Consider the following 21,499-nt stretch of genomic DNA (forward strand, 5'->3'; position numbering starts at 1 on the left):
GGCCTCAGAACCTGTCGGGGCTAAACGCCTGAAGGTCGATCCCCGGCCTCCGACCCGCGATCTCATCCGCAACCAGACGCCCGGTTGTTGCACCCAGGGTCAGCCCCAACTGGCCATGTCCGGTGGCGAAGGTGACGTTCGCCAACCGTCCGCTGCGCCCGATAATGGGTCGTGTATCCGGAGTGAACGGGCGACGACCCATGCGACGTTCGGCATTTTCGACTCTAAGGTCCGGAAGCACGCGTTTCGCGCGCTTGACCAGAATGTCTGCGCGGTTCCAATTTGGTTTCGCTGTCAGCTCGGCAAATTCGATGGTTCCGGCCACTGCCAGCGCATCCTCATAAGGCGTAATACCGAAACCGCCCTTGGCGTAAAAAACTGTGTGCGCCAGATCGCAGCCAGTATCGTGCAGCGCGGTGGAATAGCCGATAACGCCTTCCAGCTGGATCGAAACGCCCAATTGCTGCGCTAGGTAACGCGAATGCGTGCCCGCCGCGAGGACAAACTCATCCGCTTGCAAGGCTTGGCCATCGCGAAGTTTTACGGCTTTAACCGTTCGGCCCTCGCGCTGAAAAGTATCTGCCGCGCCATGCGCAACCGTGCCGCCGCGGCTGACAAGGGCCCGATGCAGCGCTTCGACCAGCTTCTTGGGGTCGGTCACGAAACTCCAGTCACGCAGCAGAGCAGCGTGTTTGAAATCAGGCGCAATGGCGGGATCAATGTCATGAGCCTCGCGGCCAGAAACCTCATCTATCGTGCACCCCAACTCTCGTGCCAGATCGAAAGCTGCTGCCATGGTTGCGCGATCGGTATCATCGTCAAACAGCTTGATCACCGGTCGCTCAACCAGAAGTTCTGGCTGACCGATATCTGCCAGCTGAGCCTTGAAATCATCGGTGGCGGCAAAGGTCAGGCGCGCCAAATCTGCCGCGATGGCCCGCATCTTGGCGGGGCGCGCATTGGCAGCGAAACGAGCAAACCATGGCAGCAGACGAAGAGTTGAAGCCGGACGCAGGGCCAATGGCCCCTCCGGATGCAGCAACCAACCGGGGACTTTCATCAGCATGCCCGGTTGGGACAAAGGCACAACTTCACCAACAGCGATGCACCCGCACGAGGCCCAACTGGCCCCTTCACCGACCGGCCCGGGTTCAACAACCGTGACCGCATGCCCCTGCGATTGCAGCGCCAAGGCACAGGAAATGCCCACGACGCCACCGCCGATTACCACCACGCCCGTCATTTCGTAACCCTTTACCGCAGCGCATCCAGTTGAGATAGCAATTCGGTGCTGACGCGAACGCCCTCGGCTTCTGATGCAGCACGGTTCTTCAACCGTCCATCGCCGGGCACTCGGGCCGCGCCGTTGCCTTCGATCTCGGCGCAGATACGCTTGACGTAGTCGTCAAACGCTGCGTTCCCGAACCGTTTCGGGTCAATGGCAATCAAGGTGGATCCGCCCTTGATATTCAGCGCTCCGTGCGCTTCGCGATCTGCGTTATCGACCGACAGAGTGCCCCCTGCCAAGGCTGCTCCCATAACCTCGATCAAGAAGGCAATCGCGGCCCCTTTATGCTCGCCAAATGGCAACAGGCTACGGGTTTCGAGGATGGCGTTCGGATCGGTGCTGGGTTGGCCTTCGGGGTCGAGCCCGGCTGCATGCGGCAGGTCGTGCCCTTCGGCCGCGGCCATGCGGATATCCATCAATGCCACCATCGAAGACGCCTGATCCCAGACAATCGGCGCCGCGCCTTCGCGCGGACAGGCAAACGACATCGGGTTGGTACCGAAGACCGGGCGCACACCACCCTGCGGCACCACCATCGACAGAGAGTTCACGACGCCCAGCGCAACCAACCCGGCCTCAGCCAGCGGTTCGGTATCAAAGCGCAAACCGGCAAGGTGATGGCTGTTGGCACAAGTAAACGCTGCGATGCCGTTCTCGCGGGCCATTCCGATCAGCTCGTCCAGAGCCAACGCCGCAGCAATCTGGTAATAGCCGTTATCTGCATCTCCGCGCAGCACACCGGGTGCGATGCGTTCGACTTTGGGATTGGCGGCGGGGTTGGCATAGCCCGAGGTGAAGCTTTGTACATAGACCGGCAGCATGCGCAAACCATGGCTGCGCGGTCCATCACGCTCGGATTTGGTGACGATCTCAGAGATCAGCTCACTGCCCCCATCGTCCATCCCGGCAGCCACAAGGACGGATTTGGCAAACTCCCGCACCTCTTGAAGTGAGAGCGTTTTCGTCGAGATTTCGGTCATTCGCTGAATCCTGTCCTTGTGTGGCTGAAAGAGGCACCGATGTGCCTCTTGTTATCGCGTCACGCGCTGTATTCCGCACGTTTTTTGGCGACAAACTCGTCCAGCGCCCCGCGTCGATCGTCGGGCATCGGAGGCTGAACATAGTTTCTCAGCATACGCTCTGCTTCTTCCGTGCCGACAATCTCAGCCGTTTTCGAACCCTCAGCTTCCCACTGTTCAAAACTATCGTTGTTTTGCAGGTGGTTCATATGCATCGGATTTTCGCGCGTGTGGTCGGTTCCCAAAAAGTGCCCGCCGGGTCCGATCTGATCAATATCGCCTAGAAGCGCATCCAGATTCTCATCTTGCAAGCCGCTAAAGAAGCGGTGGAAGTTTTCCAGCTGCAGCGCGTCCTGCACCCATTTGGAATAACTTACGCCCAGCGCGCCCTCAAGGAACCCCGCCGAATGGACAATATAGTTCGCGCCGCCCAGCAGCACCGGCCACATGGTGTTTGCGGTATCAAACGCGGCTTGCATGTCCGGTGACTTCGATCCGGTCCACATCGTACAAGTTCGCCACGGCACCCCGTAGAACCGTGCCATCTGCCCCACCAGTAAGTTCATCAGACCGGGTTCAGGTGAGCCCATCATCGGCGCGCCTGTCTTCATTGATACACCCATGATCGCGACACCAAGCACCATCGGAGCTCCGCGCCGTATGATCTGGCTATAAGCCATGCCCGCCAGAGATTCCGCAATCAGCAGCGCCACACCCCCCTGCGGGCTTGCAGGTGTGCTGGCACCGGCCAGAACAAAGGGCGAAAGCAGACAGGGCTGGTTGGCCGCCGCATAGACGCGCAGGCTCTGCAACATGGTCTCATCCCAGACCAGAGGCGTGTTGCAATTCAACAGGGCGGCCATCACCACGTTCTCGTCCACGAAATCCACGCCGAACACGATGCGCGCCATCTCAACTGAATCGCGTGCCGCCTGCTCAGACAGGACCGAGCCTTTGATCGGCTTGTCTGTCAGTGTGAGCGCGGCGTGAACAAGCTCCAGATGGCGTTGCGGCACTGGAACATCCTGCGGCTCCACCGGCAGAATACCGGGCACCATCATCGACTGGCTCATCTGGCTGAGCTTGAAGAAGTTATGGGCATCTTCCAGCACCGAGGGACGGCGCACGCCGTCCAGACCATAGACAAATGGTGCCCCGTAGGCGTTGGCAAACACCGAATGCTGGTTACCCACCCGCAATGAGCGATCCGGGTTGCGCGCAGCATAGCCCCATTCCGACGGAACAGCCGAGATCAGGTCCATCAACATCTCACGCCCGATACGCACGCGTTCGCCTTGCACATCGGCACCGTATTTCTTCCAGTCAGCCAAGGCGACGGGATCGCGGAACTCGATGCCGGTGGTTTCCAGGATCGTCATCGCAGCGTTGTGGATCTTCTCGACGCCTTCGGGGCCGAGCAGATCAATCGGGCCAACCTTGCGGTTCAGCGTCGACAAGTAGACCGGAGGCGGGTTGGTGCGGGCCTGAACCCGTGCCGCGCGCCCTCCGCCACGGCCTGAGCGTGCTCTTGCTTCTGCCATTTCAAATCCTCCGGATCAGGCGCGCGCACGGGCGCTGGTGGGGTCAACGGCGCAGGTGTCGATCACTTCTGCCTCGCGCATTTCATTGTGAATCAGCACCTGCATCCTGGTGCCGGGCGCCGTCATATCCTGCGGCACCAGCGCCATCGCGATGTCATGGTTGCAATAGTACGAGAACCCACCAGAAGTGACCCGCCCGATGAGCTTGCCATCGGCATAAACGCCTTCGTCGAACATCACCGAGGTGTCGCAGAACGGCAGCTTCAGCGTGACCAAGGTATTGTATCCACCCTCTTCCTGCTGTTTCTGTAGCGCCGCTTTGCCAATGAAGTCCCGTTCACAAACCTGCCCGCCAACCTTTTCGGTCATGGCCACGAACCGGCCCAATTCTGCCTCGTATGGCGTCAGATCCTTGCAGATCTCACGGTTGATCGCGCGATAGGATTTCTCAAGGCGCATCGACTCCAATGCCTCGAGGCCAAATGGCTTCACGCCCGCCTTCAGCAACAGATCAACAAGATGGCGGTTATATCCGACCGGATGGTGCAATTCCCATCCCAACTCACCGGTGTACGAGACACGCAACAGGTGCACACCCTTGGCATAACCCACCTCTCCCATCTGTGCCGAAAGCCACGGGAAAGCCTCGTTCGACAGATCGTTGTCGGTCAGGGGCTGCAGGATCTCACGTATCTTGGGTCCGGCCAGAGCGATCACGCCCAGTTGCTCCGAGATATCTTCCATGATGACCGAGCCATCTTTGGGCAACAAACGCTGCATCTGATCCCAGTTATAGGCGCGCCAATTCGGGGTAGAGATCAGATAGAAGTCATCCTCGGCATACCGCACAACGGTATACTCCGCATCCATGCCGCCTTTTTCATTCAGCATCAGCGACAGGGTCATGCGGCCCACTTTGGGCAGCTTGTTAGCCATCAAACTGTCCAACCATTTAGCGGCCCCCGGCCCGCGTACGGTGAATTTGGTCATCGGGGACATTTCGATGAACCCAGCCTCTTCGCGCGTGCGGCGCACCTCTTCCTGCACCAGTTCCATATGGTTGGTGCGTCGGAAGCTGTGTTCAGGGATTGCCTCTTCGGGCGATTTGGCAAACCAGCGCGGGAATTCGTAGCCATTGAAACTGGTCCAGACCGCGCCCTGAGCAGTCAGAAGATCATAGCTGCCCACGGTCTTCATCGGACGCGCATTAGGAAAATCCTCGCCCGGTACGTGCGCATCCATGTGCGTGCCCCAGGTCTCGCGCACCTTGTCCATGGTCCATCGTTTCGACGCGTAGTCCGAGAACCGGCGCGGATCGAGTTCCGACATGTCCATACCTGGATCGCCATCGACGATCCACTTGGCAAGACGGTTGCCGACAGTGCCGCCCCACAGGATGCCGCCGGGCATGCCTTCGGCCAGCCACAGGTTCTCGTGCCCCGGTGCGGGACCAGCCAGAGGCAGCTCGTCCGGGGTCATCTGGAACGGACCACGGGTGTTGGCCTTGATTCCGACCTCTCCCAAAGTGGGTACGCGTTCAATGGCGCGCTCCCACTGAGTTTCCACCGCATCGAAATCTTCGGGCAACAGGTCGGCCCCGAACTCAGGCGGCACGCGGTCTTCGGCAAACAGTTTGAGGTCTTTGGTGAACTCATAGGGGCCGAACTGGATGCCGCCCACATCTTCGCGCAGATAAGCGCCGTAATCCTCATCCCGCAGGATCGGGAATTCAGGCAGACCCTGCGCCCTGCGCTCTTTCAGAAGCGGCACAGTCTCGGTCGTCCAGTACTGATGGACAATCGGGATACAGGGCAGATCCAGCCCCACGCGGCGCGCATTTTCGCGGGCGTAATTCCCGGTCGCAAAGATCAGATGCTCACACGTGATCTCGCCCTGATTGGTGGTCACTTTCCAATGACCATTCTCAAGCTTCTCATAAGCCTGAGCCTCGGTATTCTGGTAGACAGTCGCCCCCGCATCACGCGCCAGCTTGGCCAGCGCCATGGTGATATCGGCTGGGTTCACATAGCCGTCCTCGGTGTGCAAAATTCCGCCTCGGATATCCGGGCTCTGGTTCAGCAGCGGATGCACCTCGGCAATCTCTTCCGGGGTCAGCAGCTTGCAGGGCACCCCAGCGGCTTCGGCGATCGAGATATAGGACTGGAACTCATCCCAGCGCTTTTCGGTATTGGCCACTCGCAGCTGGCCGACCTTCCGCAGCCCGACCGAGCTGCCCATCTTCTCTTCTACCTCGGTATAGATGCGGATGGTTTCCATCGTCATCTTCGACACGTTGTGCGAGCGCACGAAAGTCACAAGCAAACCGGCCGCGTGCCATGTCGAACCAGAGGTCAGCGTAGTCCGCTCCAGCATAACCGCGTCCGAGCATCCATGCTCGGTCAGCCCATAGAGGATCGAGGCCCCGACGCACCCGCCTCCGACAACCACCACTTTGGCATGTGATTTCATTTTGTTTTCCTTCAAAAGCTCTTTGGCAACGCCGGTGTCACCATAGTTTTCGTTTCTGTACAGGAATCGTCAGGCACAGCTCCACAACGCCCTTTGTGAATCGGCCTTATTCTGGTTGGTCCTGCGATCTGCGCAATTGCAAAAAATCTCACCTTGGATTACTTGAAATAACTCTAAACTACACTCTGTGCTTGTAATACAAGCAACCGTAGCAGACGTTATACGAGGTGAAATTGCCCAAACGACCTTACGATATGCCTCCGATGACGTCTTTGGTCAGTTTTGAAGCTGCCGCGCGCCACGTCAGCTTCAAAGCCGCAGCAAAAGAGTTGAACGTGACCCCTGCGGCCGTGAGCCATCAGATCAAAAGCCTTGAACAGGAGCTGCGCTGCGATCTTTTCCATCGCTTTCACCGTGGTGTCGAACTATCGGAAAGCGGGGCTTACTTGCTGGTGGCTTTGCAACGCGGTTTTGAGGGTATCAACGAGGCCGTTGGGCAACTGCGGGCACATCACGGGCGGTCATCGGTTACGATACGTTCAACCACAGCAGTCAGCTCGCTATGGCTGACACCCCGTCTGGCGCAGTTCTGGAAAAGCCATCCGCATATCTCGGTGGCCCAGATCGTCAGCGATCAGGACATCAGCCCATCCGATTGCGACCTGAGCATCCATTACGGTCACATGGATCAGGATTCCGGCCTTTGCCGTGCCCTGTTTCACGACCAGATCATGGCCCTTGGCAGCCCGCGTTTTGCCGAGCAACATCAGCTTGGGTCTCCTGCGGACGTCGCGGATATCCCCCTGATCTATCTTGAAGCGGCTGACAGTGGCTGGACAGATTGGCAGGAATGGCTACGCGCGCTCGGGCACACGGCGAAACTGAAGGCCGCGCACCGCGTCAACAACTATGTCATCGCACTGCAGGCCGCGCAGGATGACATGGGGGCAGTGTTGGGTTGGGAAGGTCTTACGTCCGAGCTGATCGCATCAGGCAAGCTGGTCAAACTCATACCCGAGACGGTTTCGTCTCCATTGGATTTCTATGTCGTCTTGCACAATCAGGCCTCGGATCGCGCCAAGGTGCTGTTTGACTGGCTCTCTGAGGCCGACAAGCCAAACGCGCACCGACCGGCACAGCTGCGCTAATGACAAAACGTGCGACCCCACGGCGTCAGATCTGATCCCGAATTGCGGTGATGACAATATTCAGCGCCTGATCCAGATCGTCCCGCCCAATGGTCAATGGCGGGGATAGAGTCAGCACGCAGCCCTGGCTGATCTTAAAACTGACCCCAGCGTTCAGGCAGGCATAGTAGATACGCTCAGCGCAGGCATTGTCGGCTTCGCGGGTGGCACGGTTTTTGACGATCTCGATCCCGAACATAAGGCCGCGCCCGCGGATATCGCCTGCGATCTCAACCTGCGCCAATTCGCTTTCAAGCCGGTCCATCGCGTGGGCACCTAAATCGGCGGCGCGATTGACAAGCCCTTCTTCCTCAATGATCTGGATGGTGGTTAGAGCAGCGCGGGCCGTGACCGGGTTCTTCTCATGCGTATAGTGCCCGATGGCAAAATCTCCGCACACATCGAGATCGCGGCGTGCGACACAGGCAGCGATGGGCAGGATGCCTCCGCCCAGTGCTTTGCCAAGGGTCACGATGTCGGGCACGATGTCGTCATGCTGAAAAGCAAACATCTTGCCTGTTTTGCCCAGACCCGTGGGAATTTCATCCATGATCAGCAGCGCGCCGTGTTTGTTGCACGCCTCGCGTACCGCTTGCCAGAAGCCCGCCGGGGGGACATAGGGCACTGCCCGCATCGGTTCCGCGATGACGGCGGCGATATCGCCTTCGCGCTCAAAGACGTATTCGACCATCTTGGCGCAGGCCAGACCGCAGGTTTCGGGACCCGCATGGTTATAAGGGCAGCGATAACAGGCAAAAGGCGCGACATGTTCGGCCCCAGGAATCAAAGGCCCCGCGATGTGACTGCGGAAGGTCGCCTCACCTCCCACCGACGCCGCACCGAAACCGGCCCCGTGAAATGCATCCCAGAAGCTGACTGTCTTGAACCGGCCAGTCGCGGCGCGCGCAATTTTCAGAGCCACTTCATTGGCGTCTGAACCACCGGTGGTGAATAGCGTCTTTCCAAGGTCACCGGGCGCGATTTCAGCCAGTTTTTCGGCCAGCTCCACCGCCGGATCGTTGGTGAACCGGCGCGGTGCAAATGGCAGGTCATCCAGCTGCGTCTTGATCGCTTCGACCAGGCGTGGGTGGCCATAGCCGATATGATGGACCGAGTTGCCGTGAAAATCCATATACCGGCGGCCATCCAGATCCTCGATCCAGATGCCTTCGGCCTTGGCAATAGTGTTCACACAGGGACTGGACAGGCTTTGATGCAGGAACACATCCGCGTCGCGTTTCAGCAAAGGCGCAGATCGTGGCCCGATTGAGGACTTTTGCCACGATTTACGCGCACCCGAAGTGTTGGACTCGCCTTCGGTGTGGGTAATTCTGACAGACATATCATCCTCGATTTTGATTTGATCCGCAGAGATCGACAGCGCGAGGCCCCATGACGGGCCTCGCGCCGTGGTGAGAGGTTCAGACTTTCCTCTATGCCCCTACCTTGGCCACGGCATCGAATATGTCTTCACATTAGTGAAAAACTTCATCGCCTCGATAACACCTTCTTTGACGCCGTTCCCGGAGTCTTTGATGCCGCCGAAGGGGGACATTTCGATGCGGTATCCGGGTTGTTCCCAGATGTTGCAGGTGCCCACGTTCAGCCCGTTGATAAAGGCAATTGCGCGGTTCAGGTCGTTGGTGCAGACACCTGAGGACAGGCCGAATTCAGTGGAGTTCGAGATCGCCATGACCTCCTCATCATTGTCCTGCACGCGAACGATGGGGATGATGGGGCCAAAGGTTTCCTCCATCACCAACTCGCTGTCATGGGGGACCTTGTCGACCACGATGGGGGGCAGCAGCGCGCCTTGACGGCCGGGATGATAGAGGATTTCTGCCCCCTCCTTCTCGGCCATATAAACGCGGTTCTCAAAGAGCTCTGCCGCCTTGTCGTGGATGACGCAGCCCAGTTCGGTCTCGGGGTCTTGTGGATCGCCGAACTTGATCTTCTTCGCCTTCTCCAGCACCAGCGGCACGAACTTGTCAGCCACGCTCTCCTGCACCAGAATGCGTTTGATCGCAGTGCAGCGCTGGCCCGAGTTGCCGGTGGCACCGGCCACCGCAATGGTCGCAGCCTTGTCCAGATCGGCATCGTTGAGGTCGTTCAGAACGATCAGCGGGTCGTTGCCGCCCAGCTCCAGCGCCTGACGTTTGTAAACCGCCTTGGCCGCGATCATCTTGCCCACTGGCACGCCGCCGGTGAAGGTGATGATGTCGATGTTTTCATTGACGATCATCTCTTCACCAATGTCCTGCGGCCAGCCAGTGACCACCTGGAACATCTCGGGCGGCAGACCCGCCTCATAGAGGATATCCGCCAGCGTCAGCGCCGTCAGCGGCGTCAGTTCCGTCGGCTTGCAGACCATGCAGTTGTTCGACGCAATCGACGGCGCGATCTTGTGGCTGACCATGTTCAGCGGGTGATTGAACGGCGTGATCGCGCTGATCGCGCCCACAGGTTCCCGCGTGGTGAAGATTTTGCGATCCTTGCCATTGTGGGTCAGGTCGCACGAGAAGATCTCGCCATCATCCTTCAGCGCCTCGGCAGCGGCGAACTGATAGACATCCTGCGCACGTTTGGTCTCGTAGATCGCGTGCTGGTGGCAGATGCCCAGCTCCAGCACCAGCCATTTGGCCAGATACTCACGGCGCTCACCGATCAGCTCTCCGGCCCGTTGCAGGATCTGGCTGCGCTCGTACCGGGTCAGCTTGGATTTGTAGTTTGCCGCGATCTCGAACGCGCGGCGGGCGTGCTCGGCCTTGCCCGCGGGGACATGGCCGATCACCTCATTGGTGTAGGGATAGAGAACTGGCACGGTCTCGTCAGTAAAGACGATCTCGCCGCCGATGCGCATCCCTTCGTTTCTGATCTCAGTCATTGCCTGATCTTTCATAGTTACTGCGCCGCCGCCGTGGTGGCATAGAAGAATGCATCGAAGTTGCGCAGTTCCTCGGGTTGGCCCGGCAGGTCAATCACGCGGTTGACGATGAAGGGCACTTCCTGCTCGGTCAAGCCGCCATGGCTGCGCAGCGGCTCTTTCAGCGCGGCCAGATCGTGGCGGTCTGCCGAGGTGCCAATGGTCATGTTCTCGCCCGAGATCATCACGATATCGCCGATCCGGTCGGCGGGCAGTTCAAAGCGGCGGATCGCCTCTTCCTTGTCGATGACAAGGATAAGCTCATCCCGTGCTTCAAGTTTCGTCATGATGTCCGTGCGGTCCGCACCTTCGGGCAGATAGGCGGTGGCAAAAGCTCCAAGCGCACCGTGGTGAACCACATAAGGGTCGGTGATCGGCAGGATCACACGGGCCTGACCCTCGCCCAGCCATTCGTCCATCAGGTCCTGCGCATAGATCACATTGGGCTCGCCCGCTGCGTTATGCTTGGGCTTCATGCCGTGGTCTGCAGTGACGACAATGGCCGCACCCAGCTCATCCAACTGCGCGAGGTATTTGTCGAACATGGCGTAAAAGTCCAAAGCGCCCTGCTGTTCGGGGGCGAACTTGTGCTGGATGTAGTCGGTGGTCGACAGGTACATGATGTCAGGCTTGAACTCTTTCAGCAGCTTCACGCCCGCGGCGAATACAAATTCCGACAGCTCTGCCGAATAGACCTCGGGGACATCCATGCCCAGCCACGCGCTGGCATTATCGATGCCGTGTTCCGCCTTTGTGGTCTCACCCGAGCGCTCCGAGGAAAACGCCACCGCGCGGTCTTCGTCAAACTTGAGGCCCGCACCCAGCAGTGCGCGTAGCTTGTCCTTGGCGGTGACCATGGCAACGCGATAACCCGCCTCGTAGAACTGCGAGAAGATGGTCGGTGCGCGCAGGAAACGCACATCGTTCATCATCACCTCTTCGCCGCTATCGGGATCGATCAGGTAGTTGCCGCAGATGCCATGCACGATCGGTGGACGACCGGTGGCGATGGACAGGTTGTTTGGGTTGGTGAAGCTGGGGATCACCGAATGCGCCAGTCGGTCGGTGCCAGTCTCGCGGATGCGCTTGAGCGTCGGCATCAGGCCCTTGGCGATGGCCACTTCCAGATATTCCGGCTCACAGCCGTCCAGACAGATGGCGATGGCCGGAACTTTTGGCGCGGGATAGACGCGCTCATTCGCGGTCACAGGGGTATGGATGGTCATTTGAGGAGTGTCCTTTGTCTTTTCAGGCGGCCAGTTTGGCGCGTTCTTCCAGTGCCCGTGCCGGAGGCGCCGCGCTCGCGACCCCCATCTCGGCCAGGCTGTCCTTGGCGGCGGCCACAACCTGCCGCATCACATGTTCATCCATTTGCCCGATGCAGCCGACGCGGAAACTGTCCACAACCGTCAGCTTGCCGGGATAGATGATAAAGCCTTTGTCCTTCATCAGCTCATAAAAGCGGTCAAAGACGAAGTTCTCGTCCGCAGGGCAGAAGAACGTCACGATGATCGGGCTCAGCCAGCGGTTCTGCAGCAAGGTCTCGAAGCCCAGCTCGCGCATGCCCGCGACCATTACATCGCGGTTGTGAGCATAGCGTGCGCCACGGCCTGCAACACCGCCTTCGGCCTCATGCGCGCGCAGCGCTTCAAGGAAGGCCGCAACCACATGGGTCGGCGGCGTGAACCGCCACTGGCCGGTCTTTTCCATATGCGCCCATTGCGCGTGCACATCCAGAGACAGCGAGTGGCTGTTGCCGTTGGCCGCCTCAAGTTCATCCTTGCGGGCGATAATGAAGCCAAAGCCTGGCACGCCCTCGATGCATTTATTGGCGGAGGAAACCATCGCTTCATACCGAATCTCAGACGGCATGAGTTCAATCGCGCCAAAGGCCGACATCGAGTCGATCAGCAGCTTGCGCCCTGCCCCGTAGACGGCTTCCGAAATCTCCTCGACCGGGTTCAGAATACCCGATGAGGTCTCGCAATGGATCGCAACTACATGGGTGATCGCAGGATCCTGGGCCAGAATCTCGGCCACTTCCGACCCTCGCGGCGGCAAGTAATCGCCTTTGTCCAGCACCACATGATCGCGTCCCAGATAGGCCAGCGTCTGCGCCGAACGCTGACCATAAGCCCCGTTCGCCAGTACCAGCGCCTTGCCATCCCGCGGAATGAACGCCGCCAACATCGCCTCAACCGCAAAGCTGCCCGAGCCTTGCATCGGAACGCAGTCAAACTCTTCGGCACCCTCGCCCAGCAACGCCAGCAACCGGCTGCGCATCTCGCGCGTCATCGCGCGGAAATCTTCGTCCCAGCTGCCCCAGTCCTGCAGCATCGCCTGTTTCACCGGATAAGATGTCGTCAAAGGCCCCGGCGTCAGAAGATAAGCTTCACCCAAACGGGGTGCTTCAATCTTCCGGTCACTTCTGTTCATCCTTCACCTCCGATACCGCGTTGTGATCAACCCTTTGCAATCCGGAGGCCCATATGTAAAATCGATAATATCAATCTTATCATAGGATTTATTTATAGATGTCGAGCGGCCGCAAAAAAGCCGCCCCGCAAATGCGCGACGTGGACCAAAATGTGGGCAAAGCAGCGCCGATATACGACCGAAAATCTTGCGAAACGCAGGTGGCTCTCAGGTCTCCGCTTCGCGTTCTCGTTGCGACAAGGTTTCAATCAACCGCGTTTCCAGCAACTGGCCATTCGAATACAGAATCGGTGTCGAGATCGCTGCGATATGACTGTTGAACTCGCGCAATGCGCGCAGGGTCTCGAGATGCACATCGCTGGTTTCAAAGCTGTCGATCATACCGTTCTGCAACCTGCGGAAATGCCGCTTGCGACTGTCACGCTCGGCCCGTTTGATCTCTGTCTTTTCGAGATTTAGCAGACGCGCGCTCTCAAGGTCTTCCGAGAGGATCACGTTCGTTGCCAGTTTGAGATTCGCAAGGATTTTTTCGTGCATCTCCTGCAGTTCCGCCCAGCCTTCCGGCGAGAACTGCTTACCGCTCTCGCGCAACTCCGATGCCAGCACGGTCAGTCGTTTGGCCACAACGTCCCCTGCCGTTTCAAGACGCACCGCGTATTCCAGCACGTCGCGGGCAACATCCGCATGCCGGGAGTCCATGTTCTCGGACGGCAATGAGGCCACGAAGGTGCGAATATCCGTCAGGCACTGGTTCACATCCAGATCGATATCCTGAATGGCCTTGATCTGTTCTTCATCGCCAGATCGGTAAAGGCCAAGCAAGGGGCTGAACATCATCTGCACCAAATCAGCCATGCGCAGAAGCTCACGCTTGAGCGCCGAGACGGCCAGTGTCGGCGTTTCAACCAAGCCGGGATCCAACGCGCTGACCGGGCGCGCCAGCGGATCGGCCTGACTGTTTGGCGCAGCATCGGGGAAGAGGCGTTCGAACGGAAGTTGTAGCAACGTGCAGAACGGCAGCGACAGGATCAGCAAAGAGGCATTGAACATAAGATGCGCGTTCACCAGCATCTGACCTTGGTAATCGCCACTTACCAACCCGGAACGCAAAGCCAGATTTGCAGCAAACAGACAGAGCACCGCCCAAACCCCGCGCAACGCCAGATTGGCAAAGGGGATGCGACGGGCGCGCGCCTCCATACCACGGGTCAGCCAGACAGGTATCAGCGCACTGCCCATATTCGCCCCCAGAACAAGGGACAGACCGGCGGAAAATGGCAACGCACCGATTTGCACCAATGTGACACACATCAGGATTGCCGCCACCGAGCTGTGCATGACAAATGCCAGAGCACCGCCGACAAGAAATGCAGTCACGTAATCACGCACCAGATAGTCGGCGATTGCAGGCAGGAAGGCGCTGTCACGGATCGGATCCATTGCCTCGCGCAGGAACCGCAGCGAGATCAGGATAAAGGCAATCCCCATCAGAATGCGCCCGATCTGGCGCGGCTTCTTGCGTTCGGTCTTGACGAACAGCCAGCCGCCTACTGCCAGCAATAGCGGAACCAACCAATCCAGTCGGAACGACAGAATCTGGATCACAAGTGCCGAGCCCAGATCCGCGCCCAGCACAACAGCCAGACCGGCGGGAAAGGCCAGATATCCACCGGCGGCAAAGCCCGAGGCCAGCAGCGCAACCGCCGCCGACGATTGCAGCACTACCGCCAACAGCAGGCCGGTAAGGCTCGAACCCACCATGCTTTCATTCCGCGTCAGCACCCGCTGAAACGACGCGCCATAGCTGCGCTCGATCCCGGTGCGGACCATACGAACCGCAAACAGCAAGAGCATTGTGGCACCGGCCAGTTGCGTCAAGAATACTAAAATTGCCATTCTGCGCGATCTTTCTGCCGGTTTGAAATGCGGGCTTTTTGGTCTGCTCCGTATTTCCTAATTTCTGATAAAGAGGTCAGTGACATCAGGCGGCCACCTCAACTTCGATCTGCCAATGCTCCAGCCTGGCGGACAGCTTCTTTCCCGGCTCAGCATCGATCACGAGTTTCGAAATCAGCCGTGGATCAAGCCCTTGATGTGGGGCGAGAGCCCCGAGTTTCTGATGAACCATCGCCATGATCGTCATCTCGGCACGCTCCGCGACGACGGCAGCAAGCTCAGCTTCCGACGGGTCGAGATACATGAAGCCCGCCTTGGCGCTCAAGGCATCCGCGCTGAGGATAGCAAAATCATAAAGATACCGTCTGGCCTGACTTTCCGCGACGAAGCCGAACGCGCCCAGACTGTCACGATGCATCTCGCCGCCCAGCAGAAACACGCGGTTGCCCTGACGCGCAAGCAGCGTGTGCGCCACGTTCGAGGAATTAGTGACTACCCTGAGGCTACTTTTGCCTCGCAATGCTTCGGCCACGAAGGCCGTGGTGCTTCCAACATCCAAAAACAGAAATGCGCCATCGGGAACCAGATCTGCGATTGCTTCAGCAATCCTGCGCTTTTCGTTGATATGCGCACCCAGTCGCTGGAAGTAATTAGTATCATGCTGCGCCCCGGTCAGGCGCGCGGCACCGTGGGCGCGCGAAATCAGACCACGCTTGGAGAGCGACTTGACCGTACGCCGGATCGTTTCTTCCGAAACATCAAGAAAACTCGCCAACTCGGCGTTGCGCGCATCGCCTCCGAGGCTACGTAAGGCTTCTAGCAATTGCATCTCTCGCGGCGTGAGAGAGAACTGGTCCGTCATCTAATTATTCCATCCTTGAAGGACGGGTGTAACAAAATAGCTAAAGAAGTCCACATAATTGTTGGATTATGACAAAAATACCCACATAAACACAGGCTAAGAATTCGTATCCTGACCAGAGTCAGGCGTCAAACCCGCAAATCGCAGGATTCACCTGCTGTTTTGTGGGCATAGCAGCATTTCAATCAATCTTGTTTTTCTGCATCTGTGGCGTGATGCCGAAATTGGCGCGGTACACCCGCGAGAAATGCCCGGGGTTCTCAAATCCACAAGCGATCGCGACATCCGTGACAGAAGCCTCAGTCTGCAGCAGCAACTTCCGAGCTCGATCCAGTCGCATCTCCATGAAATACTTCTTCGGCGACGCATTCAGGAATTTTCCGAATAGTCGCTCAAGTTGGCGTGTGGAGATCCCAAGTTCTGACGCAATCTCAGTCGGAGAAATCGGGGCTTCGAGGTTCCGCTCCATGATCTGGATCGCCTTTGCCAGATGAGCGTTGCGCATCCCGTTACGCGACTGCAATGAAACGCGCTGCTCAGCGGTTGAATTGCGAACGGCATTATACACCATCTGATCCGACACCGAGACCGCCAGGTCATGGCCGTGATCCTGCTCGATTAGATGCAGCATCAGGTCAGCAGTCGCTGTCCCCCCCGACGCGCTGATGTATTTGCCATCCGCCGTGAACACGCTGCGCACCAGATTCACTTCGGGGAAAGCTTCCATGAAACTGTCATGATATTCCCAGTGGATCGCAGCCTCTGACCCATCCAGAAAACCCGCCTCGGCCAATAGCCAGGAACCCGAACACAACGCCCCGATAGGAGTTCCCAACGCCCGTTCACGCCGTAGCGCGCCCAATAAAGGGCGGGTCACGTGGTTGCGCATGTTAATGCCGGACAGAACAAACAGCCGATCACATTTCGGGATGTGCGAGATTCCCCCATCCACAATCGTCACGATGCCGTTGGAGCAGGTTACCCTTTCTCCATCCTCGGACAAGATCGACCACTTATATAGCTCTTCGCCCTGAACCAGATTGGCGATCCGCAGGGGCTCGACCGCGCAGGAAAAGGCCAGATGAGAGAACTCCTCGATCAGCAAGAACGTAAAATGCTGGGTTTTGGACATGGTGACCTTCGTATCAGAATTCCAGCAGACAGCAAAAATATCTGTCCTCTGGTTTGAGTGAGCCTTGGGGTTGGCGATTGTCGGCGAACGCACATCCCAATCTGTCGCTTAGCCCGTTCGGAAGAAATTGCATACTCCTATTTTTTTCATTGTACTCAAATTGTATTTTCTTGTAAGGCTGCGCAATCGACCTCGCACACAAGAGACTCGGAGCCACGAAATGGAGCAGTTTTGATGAAAGATGCAGCCCGGCGCCGGAAGTCGGAACTCTATGAACACCTCAAGACCGAAATCCTGACTCTGGCCATGAGCCCCGGTGCGGATCTGGACGAAGCGACATTGTCGGATGAGTTTCAGATATCACGCACGCCGTTGCGCGAGGTGTTCCGGCAGCTTGCAGGCGAAGGCTATGTGGAGCTGCGGGAAAATCGGGGCGCGCGAGTCTCTGGCATGTCCTATACCACTCTGCGAGATTTTTTTCTAGCGGCACCGATGATCTACGGCGCCATCCTGCAGCTGGCCGCCAAGAACGCAAAACCCGCCCAATTAGATGAGTTAAAGCAAGCGCAAGACATATTCAAAACGGCGCTGCGATCCGGTTCGGGTGCGGATCGGGCGATGGCGAACAACCGGTTCCATGAGGTTACCGGAGATATGGCGGATAACATCTATCTGTTGCCATCCTTCAAACGGCTGTTGATCGACCACGCCCGGATCGGCATGACCTTCTACCGTCCGCAAGATGCGACGATGGTTGAAAATCTCTCTGAAGCCAGCTCCCAGCATGACGCCATCATCACCGCCATCGAGGCAGGTGATGAGGCGGCTGCTGCGCAGCTGGCCATCGATCACTGGAATCTCTCGCGCGACCAGATCGAGCTGTTCGTCACGCCCACCGGGCTTGACCTGCCGCTGGGGACAGTGGCGCGCAAAAACCCTGCATGAGGATGTAAATGACTCCCCTGTTCAAGTTTGAAGGGATCTACACCCCGGTGGTGACCCCTTATCATGAAGATGGCAGCGTCAATTGGGATGCCCTGTCTGATGTGATCGAATACCTGATCGAAAACGGCGTGCACGGCCTGATCTCAGGCGGATCGACCGGCGAAAATTATTCCCAGACCGTGGCCGAGCGGCTGGAGCTGGCCAAGTTCACCCATCAGCGTTTGCAGGGTCGTCTACCGCTGGTCGTAGGGACCGGCGCGATGATGACACCGGATTCGATCGCTCTGGCCGCTGGCGCGCGCGAGATTGGCGCGGATGCGATCCTGCTCGCCAGCCCGGCCTATTCGGTGCCCACCGATCGGGAAAACGCGCTGAACGCGCTGGCCATCGACAAGGCCGCTGATCTACCGGTGATGCTGTACAACTATCCACACCGCACCGGCACCATGATGGGCGAAGAGTTTCTGGATCGCGTCGGCCGCAGCCGCAATTTCTGCGGCATCAAGGAAAGCTCAGGCGATATCAATCGGGTGCATCTGCTGGCACGCGACTATCCACATATCCAGCTGGGCTGCGGCATGGACGATCAGGCGCTGGAATTCTTCGCCTGGGGCGCGCCCTTTTGGGTCTGTGGTGGGTCGAACTTCCTGCCTGCCGAACACGTGGCGCTCTACAATGCCTGTGTGGTCGAGGGCAATTTCGACAAAGGCCGCCGCATCATGTCAGCGATGCTGCCGCTGATGCACGTGCTGGAACAGGGTGGCAAGTTCATCCAGACCATCAAACATGGCGTCACCATGAACGGGATCGATGCAGGCGTCATGCGCCCACCGCTGCGCGGGTTGAACAAGGATGACAAACGCGCGCTGGAACAGGTCACGCGTGTGTTGAAACGCAAAATCGCCGACATCGTGGCAGAAGGATAATAGACATGAATCTGCTGACTCAGGACGAATACAAATCCATTGCCGCGGGTCTGGACCTGCCTACCGGCGCTTTCATCGATGGCAGCTTCCGCCCGGCGATGTCCGGCAAAACCTTTACAACCGTCAATCCGGCCACAGGCGACAAACTGGCCGAGATTGCCGCCTGCGATGCCGCAGACGTGGATTTTGCGGTCGAAAAGGCGCGCGAATCCTTTGACGATGGCCGCTGGTCGAAACTGCACCCGTCCGAGCGCAAGGATGTGCTGATCCGCCTGTGCAAACTGATGACCCGCAACGCGCGCGAGCTTGCGATGATGGAAAGCATCGACAGCGGCAAAACCATCTATGACTGTGAGACCGTGGATGTACCCGAGACCATCCACTGCCTGAAATGGCACGCCGAAGCGATCGACAAAATCTACGATCAGGTCTCGCCCGCCTCCGATGATCATATCGCAATGGTCATCCGCGAGCCCATTGGCGTCGTAGGGTTGGTGCTACCATGGAACTTCCCGCTGTTGATGCTGGCGTGGAAGATCGGCCCGGCCCTGGCTGCGGGCTGCTCGCTGGTTGTCAAACCGGCGGCAGAAACCACCCTGACTGCGCTGCGTGTGGCAGAGTTGGCGATGGAGGCTGGTATCCCGGCCGGCGTTCTCAACATCGTGCCAGGCGGAGGGGCGGATGTCGGAGAACCGATTGGCCGTCACATGGGTATCGACATGGTCTCGTTCACCGGCTCGACCGTGACAGGCAAGCGCTTTCTGACCTACTCGGCGGAGTCGAATGCCAAAGAGGTTGTGCTTGAGATGGGCGGCAAGAACCCTGCCATCGTGATGGACGATGCCGAGAACCTGGACCGCGTGGCCCAGCATCTGGTCAATGGCGCATTCTGGAACATGGGTGAGAATTGCTCGGCCAGTTCGCGCCTGATCGTACACAAAGACGTGAAAGGCGAATTGCTGGACCGAATCGCACATCACGCCAAGCAGTGGAATATCGGCGACCCGTTGAACCCGGAAACCCGCATGGGCGCGCTGGTGTCCGAAGGACATTACAACAAGGTGTGCGGCTATCTGGATCAGGCCGAAAACGTCGTGATCGGTGGCAAGGCTGATAACGGCTTTGTTGAGGCCACAGTTGTCGAAGTCTCTGATAACAATGCCGTCCTTGCGCGCGAGGAAATTTTTGGCCCGGTGTTGTCGGTTATCGAAGTGTCCGGGTTTGATGAGGCAATCTCGGTTGCCAATGACACCGAATACGGGCTCTGCGCATCGATCTTCACCGCCAATGCAAAACGCGCGATCCGCGGCGCCCGTGCATTGCGCGCTGGCACCGTAACAGTGAACAGTTTTGGCGAAGGCGACATCTCGACGCCGTTTGGAGGCTTCAAACAGTCGGGTTTTGGCGGACGTGACAACTCGGTTCACGCCCATGATCAGTATACCCAGTTGAAAACCATCTGGATTGATCTTGCCGATGACGCAGACGAGGCTGTGAATTGACACGCTACACTGCACATACCCTACCGGTCCAACGAGGGCCTGCCGCCTGGAGTGTCATTCTGGGCGACCAGGTCCCTGCGGCAGTGCTGGATGACGATCAAAGCGCCGACTTCGCAATCATCGGTGCAGGATATGCTGGCCTATCCGCAGCCCGGCGCATTCTGCAGTTGCAACCCAATGCCCGTGTCGTGGTAATCGAGGCCGGGCGCGTAGCAGAGGGAGCTGCAGGAAGAAACTCGGGCTTCATGATCGACCTGCCGCATGATCTGGCCTCGGACGACTACTCCGGCGGTGGTGATGATCAAAAAACGATCGCATTGAACCGGCAGGCCATAAGCTTTGCCCGGTCGGCGGTGGAAGAATACCAGATCGATCCGAATTTCTTTGATCCCTCTGGCAAGGTGAATGGGGCTGCCACTGAAAAAGCCGAGGCCCACAACAAAAGTTACGCTGAGCATCTCGCCTCGCTGGGTGAGGAGAGTCAGGTGCTGGACCCGCAGCAGATGTTCGAACTGACCGGCTCGCGCCATTACGTTTCCGGGCTTTACACGTCTGGTACAGTGATGCTGCAACCCGCTGGTTACATCCGAGGGATGGCAGACGGGCTTGTCGGACAAGGCGTGCGCATCTTCGAAAACAGTCCCGTTACCGGTTTTGCCCGCAAGGGTGAAGGCTGGCAGGTAATGACCCAAAAAGGCGCGGTGACTGCTCCGAAAGTCATACTGACCGTCAATGGTCATCTGGAAAGCTTCGGGATCGAGCGCAACCGACTGATGCAGTTGTTCCTGTTTGCCGCGATGACACCCGAGCTGGATGATGACGCACTTCGCAAACTGGGTGGGCAGAACCGTTGGGGCGTGACCCCGTCTGACCCGATGGGCACGACAGTGCGCCGCATAGACACCGGTCAGGGCGGCAACCGGATTATCACCCGCACCTGCGCAGCGCTGCGTCCCAGAATGGCGGCCTCCGCAAGCGACTTGCGCCGGGCTGGCAGAGTCATGCAACGCAAATTCGACCAGCGCTTTCCGCAACTAGCGGGCTATCAGATGGAATATCAATGGGCCGGTCACCTTTGCCTGAGCCTGAACAGCGTCTCTGTGGCGCGGGAAATCGATACCGGTGTCTATTCGGGCTGCGTGCAGAATGGGCTGGGCACAGCGCGCGGCACATTGACAGGCATCGCTGCCGCCGAGATGGCCTGCGGCCATCAATCCGAAATTTCACGACATTTCAACGCCGAGGCTGCGCCCAAACAGCTGCCTCCGCAACCGTTCCGCGAGATTGGAGCGAACCTGATCCTGAGATGGAAGGAATGGAAAGCAACCGACGAATAAACCGATTTGCGATCATGCCAATAAGAACAGCCAGTG

At 58.3% G+C, this 21,499-nt stretch carries 16 protein-coding genes; 5 read left to right on the top strand and 11 right to left on the bottom strand.

Annotated elements, in window-relative coordinates:
* Positions 1-4: 4 nt before the first annotated feature.
* Genes ACR3EM_RS18160 through ACR3EM_RS18175 form a run of 4 tightly spaced genes read right to left on the bottom strand, consistent with a single transcriptional unit; the run spans position 5 to position 6,317 of the window.
* Positions 5-1,243 carry an NAD(P)/FAD-dependent oxidoreductase gene (locus tag ACR3EM_RS18160; protein ID WP_480472044.1) on the bottom strand — a complete coding sequence of 413 codons (1,239 nt, stop codon included), beginning with the start codon at positions 1,241-1,243 and terminating at the stop codon, positions 5-7.
* 11 nt (positions 1,244-1,254) lie between these two features.
* The gene (locus ACR3EM_RS18165; protein ID WP_480472045.1) at positions 1,255-2,268 is read right to left on the bottom strand and encodes an Ldh family oxidoreductase; all 1,014 of its coding nucleotides are present in this window, start codon (positions 2,266-2,268) and stop codon (positions 1,255-1,257) included.
* A gap of 59 nt (positions 2,269-2,327) precedes the next feature.
* Positions 2,328-3,848 carry a trimethylamine methyltransferase family protein gene (locus ACR3EM_RS18170; RefSeq protein WP_480472046.1) on the bottom strand — a complete coding sequence of 507 codons (1,521 nt, stop codon included), beginning with the start codon at positions 3,846-3,848 and terminating at the stop codon, positions 2,328-2,330.
* A gap of 15 nt (positions 3,849-3,863) precedes the next feature.
* Positions 3,864-6,317, bottom strand: coding sequence for a GcvT family protein (locus ACR3EM_RS18175; protein ID WP_480472047.1), 2,454 nt, complete (start codon positions 6,315-6,317; stop codon positions 3,864-3,866).
* 263 nt (positions 6,318-6,580) lie between these two features.
* Between ACR3EM_RS18175 and ACR3EM_RS18180 the strand changes: the two genes are divergently transcribed.
* Positions 6,581-7,465, top strand: a complete 885-nt coding sequence (locus tag ACR3EM_RS18180) for a LysR substrate-binding domain-containing protein (protein WP_480472048.1) — start codon at positions 6,581-6,583, stop codon at positions 7,463-7,465.
* 25 nt (positions 7,466-7,490) lie between these two features.
* Here the strand turns inward: ACR3EM_RS18180 and pbfA are convergent, their stop codons facing one another.
* The 7 genes from pbfA to ACR3EM_RS18215 all read right to left on the bottom strand — a co-directional run bounded on the left by pbfA (position 7,491) and on the right by ACR3EM_RS18215 (position 16,753).
* Positions 7,491-8,846 (bottom strand): (R)-1-hydroxy-2-aminoethylphosphonate ammonia-lyase, encoded by a 1,356-nt coding sequence (gene pbfA, locus ACR3EM_RS18185; protein ID WP_480472049.1) that lies wholly within the window; start codon positions 8,844-8,846, stop codon positions 7,491-7,493.
* Positions 8,847-8,945: 99 nt separating this feature from the next.
* The gene (gene phnY / locus ACR3EM_RS18190; protein WP_480472050.1) at positions 8,946-10,388 is read right to left on the bottom strand and encodes a phosphonoacetaldehyde dehydrogenase; all 1,443 of its coding nucleotides are present in this window, start codon (positions 10,386-10,388) and stop codon (positions 8,946-8,948) included.
* 17 nt (positions 10,389-10,405) lie between these two features.
* Positions 10,406-11,653 carry a phosphonoacetate hydrolase gene (phnA, locus tag ACR3EM_RS18195; RefSeq protein WP_480472051.1) on the bottom strand — a complete coding sequence of 416 codons (1,248 nt, stop codon included), beginning with the start codon at positions 11,651-11,653 and terminating at the stop codon, positions 10,406-10,408.
* 22 nt (positions 11,654-11,675) lie between these two features.
* Positions 11,676-12,863: a 2-aminoethylphosphonate--pyruvate transaminase gene (locus tag ACR3EM_RS18200; RefSeq protein WP_480472052.1), complete on the bottom strand. Its 1,188-nt coding sequence runs from the start codon at positions 12,861-12,863 to the stop codon at positions 11,676-11,678.
* A gap of 207 nt (positions 12,864-13,070) precedes the next feature.
* The gene (locus tag ACR3EM_RS18205) at positions 13,071-14,759 is read right to left on the bottom strand and encodes a Na/Pi cotransporter family protein (RefSeq protein WP_480472053.1); all 1,689 of its coding nucleotides are present in this window, start codon (positions 14,757-14,759) and stop codon (positions 13,071-13,073) included.
* Between the two features lie 85 nt (positions 14,760-14,844).
* Entirely contained in the window at positions 14,845-15,621 is a 777-nt protein-coding gene (locus tag ACR3EM_RS18210) for a DeoR/GlpR family DNA-binding transcription regulator (RefSeq protein WP_480472054.1), read from the bottom strand.
* A 181-nt stretch (positions 15,622-15,802) separates the two neighbouring features.
* Entirely contained in the window at positions 15,803-16,753 is a 951-nt protein-coding gene (locus ACR3EM_RS18215; protein ID WP_480472055.1) for a GlxA family transcriptional regulator, read from the bottom strand.
* Positions 16,754-16,987: 234 nt separating this feature from the next.
* On the opposite strand from ACR3EM_RS18215, the gene ACR3EM_RS18220 reads away from it, so the two are divergent.
* The 4 genes from ACR3EM_RS18220 to ACR3EM_RS18235 are packed head-to-tail and all read left to right on the top strand — an operon-like array spanning position 16,988 to position 21,463.
* Positions 16,988-17,698, top strand: a complete 711-nt coding sequence (locus ACR3EM_RS18220; RefSeq protein WP_480472056.1) for a GntR family transcriptional regulator — start codon at positions 16,988-16,990, stop codon at positions 17,696-17,698.
* A gap of 8 nt (positions 17,699-17,706) precedes the next feature.
* Positions 17,707-18,624: a dihydrodipicolinate synthase family protein gene (locus tag ACR3EM_RS18225; RefSeq protein WP_480472057.1), complete on the top strand. Its 918-nt coding sequence runs from the start codon at positions 17,707-17,709 to the stop codon at positions 18,622-18,624.
* 5 nt (positions 18,625-18,629) lie between these two features.
* Positions 18,630-20,126, top strand: coding sequence for an aldehyde dehydrogenase (locus tag ACR3EM_RS18230; RefSeq protein ID WP_480472058.1), 1,497 nt, complete (start codon positions 18,630-18,632; stop codon positions 20,124-20,126).
* The gene (locus ACR3EM_RS18235) at positions 20,123-21,463 is read left to right on the top strand and encodes an NAD(P)/FAD-dependent oxidoreductase (protein WP_480472059.1); all 1,341 of its coding nucleotides are present in this window, start codon (positions 20,123-20,125) and stop codon (positions 21,461-21,463) included. The genes ACR3EM_RS18230 and ACR3EM_RS18235 overlap by 4 nt, the downstream gene beginning before the upstream one ends.
* The last annotated feature ends 36 nt before the right edge of the window (positions 21,464-21,499 follow it).

It is taken from the genome of Ruegeria sp. AH3, assembly GCF_056536265.1.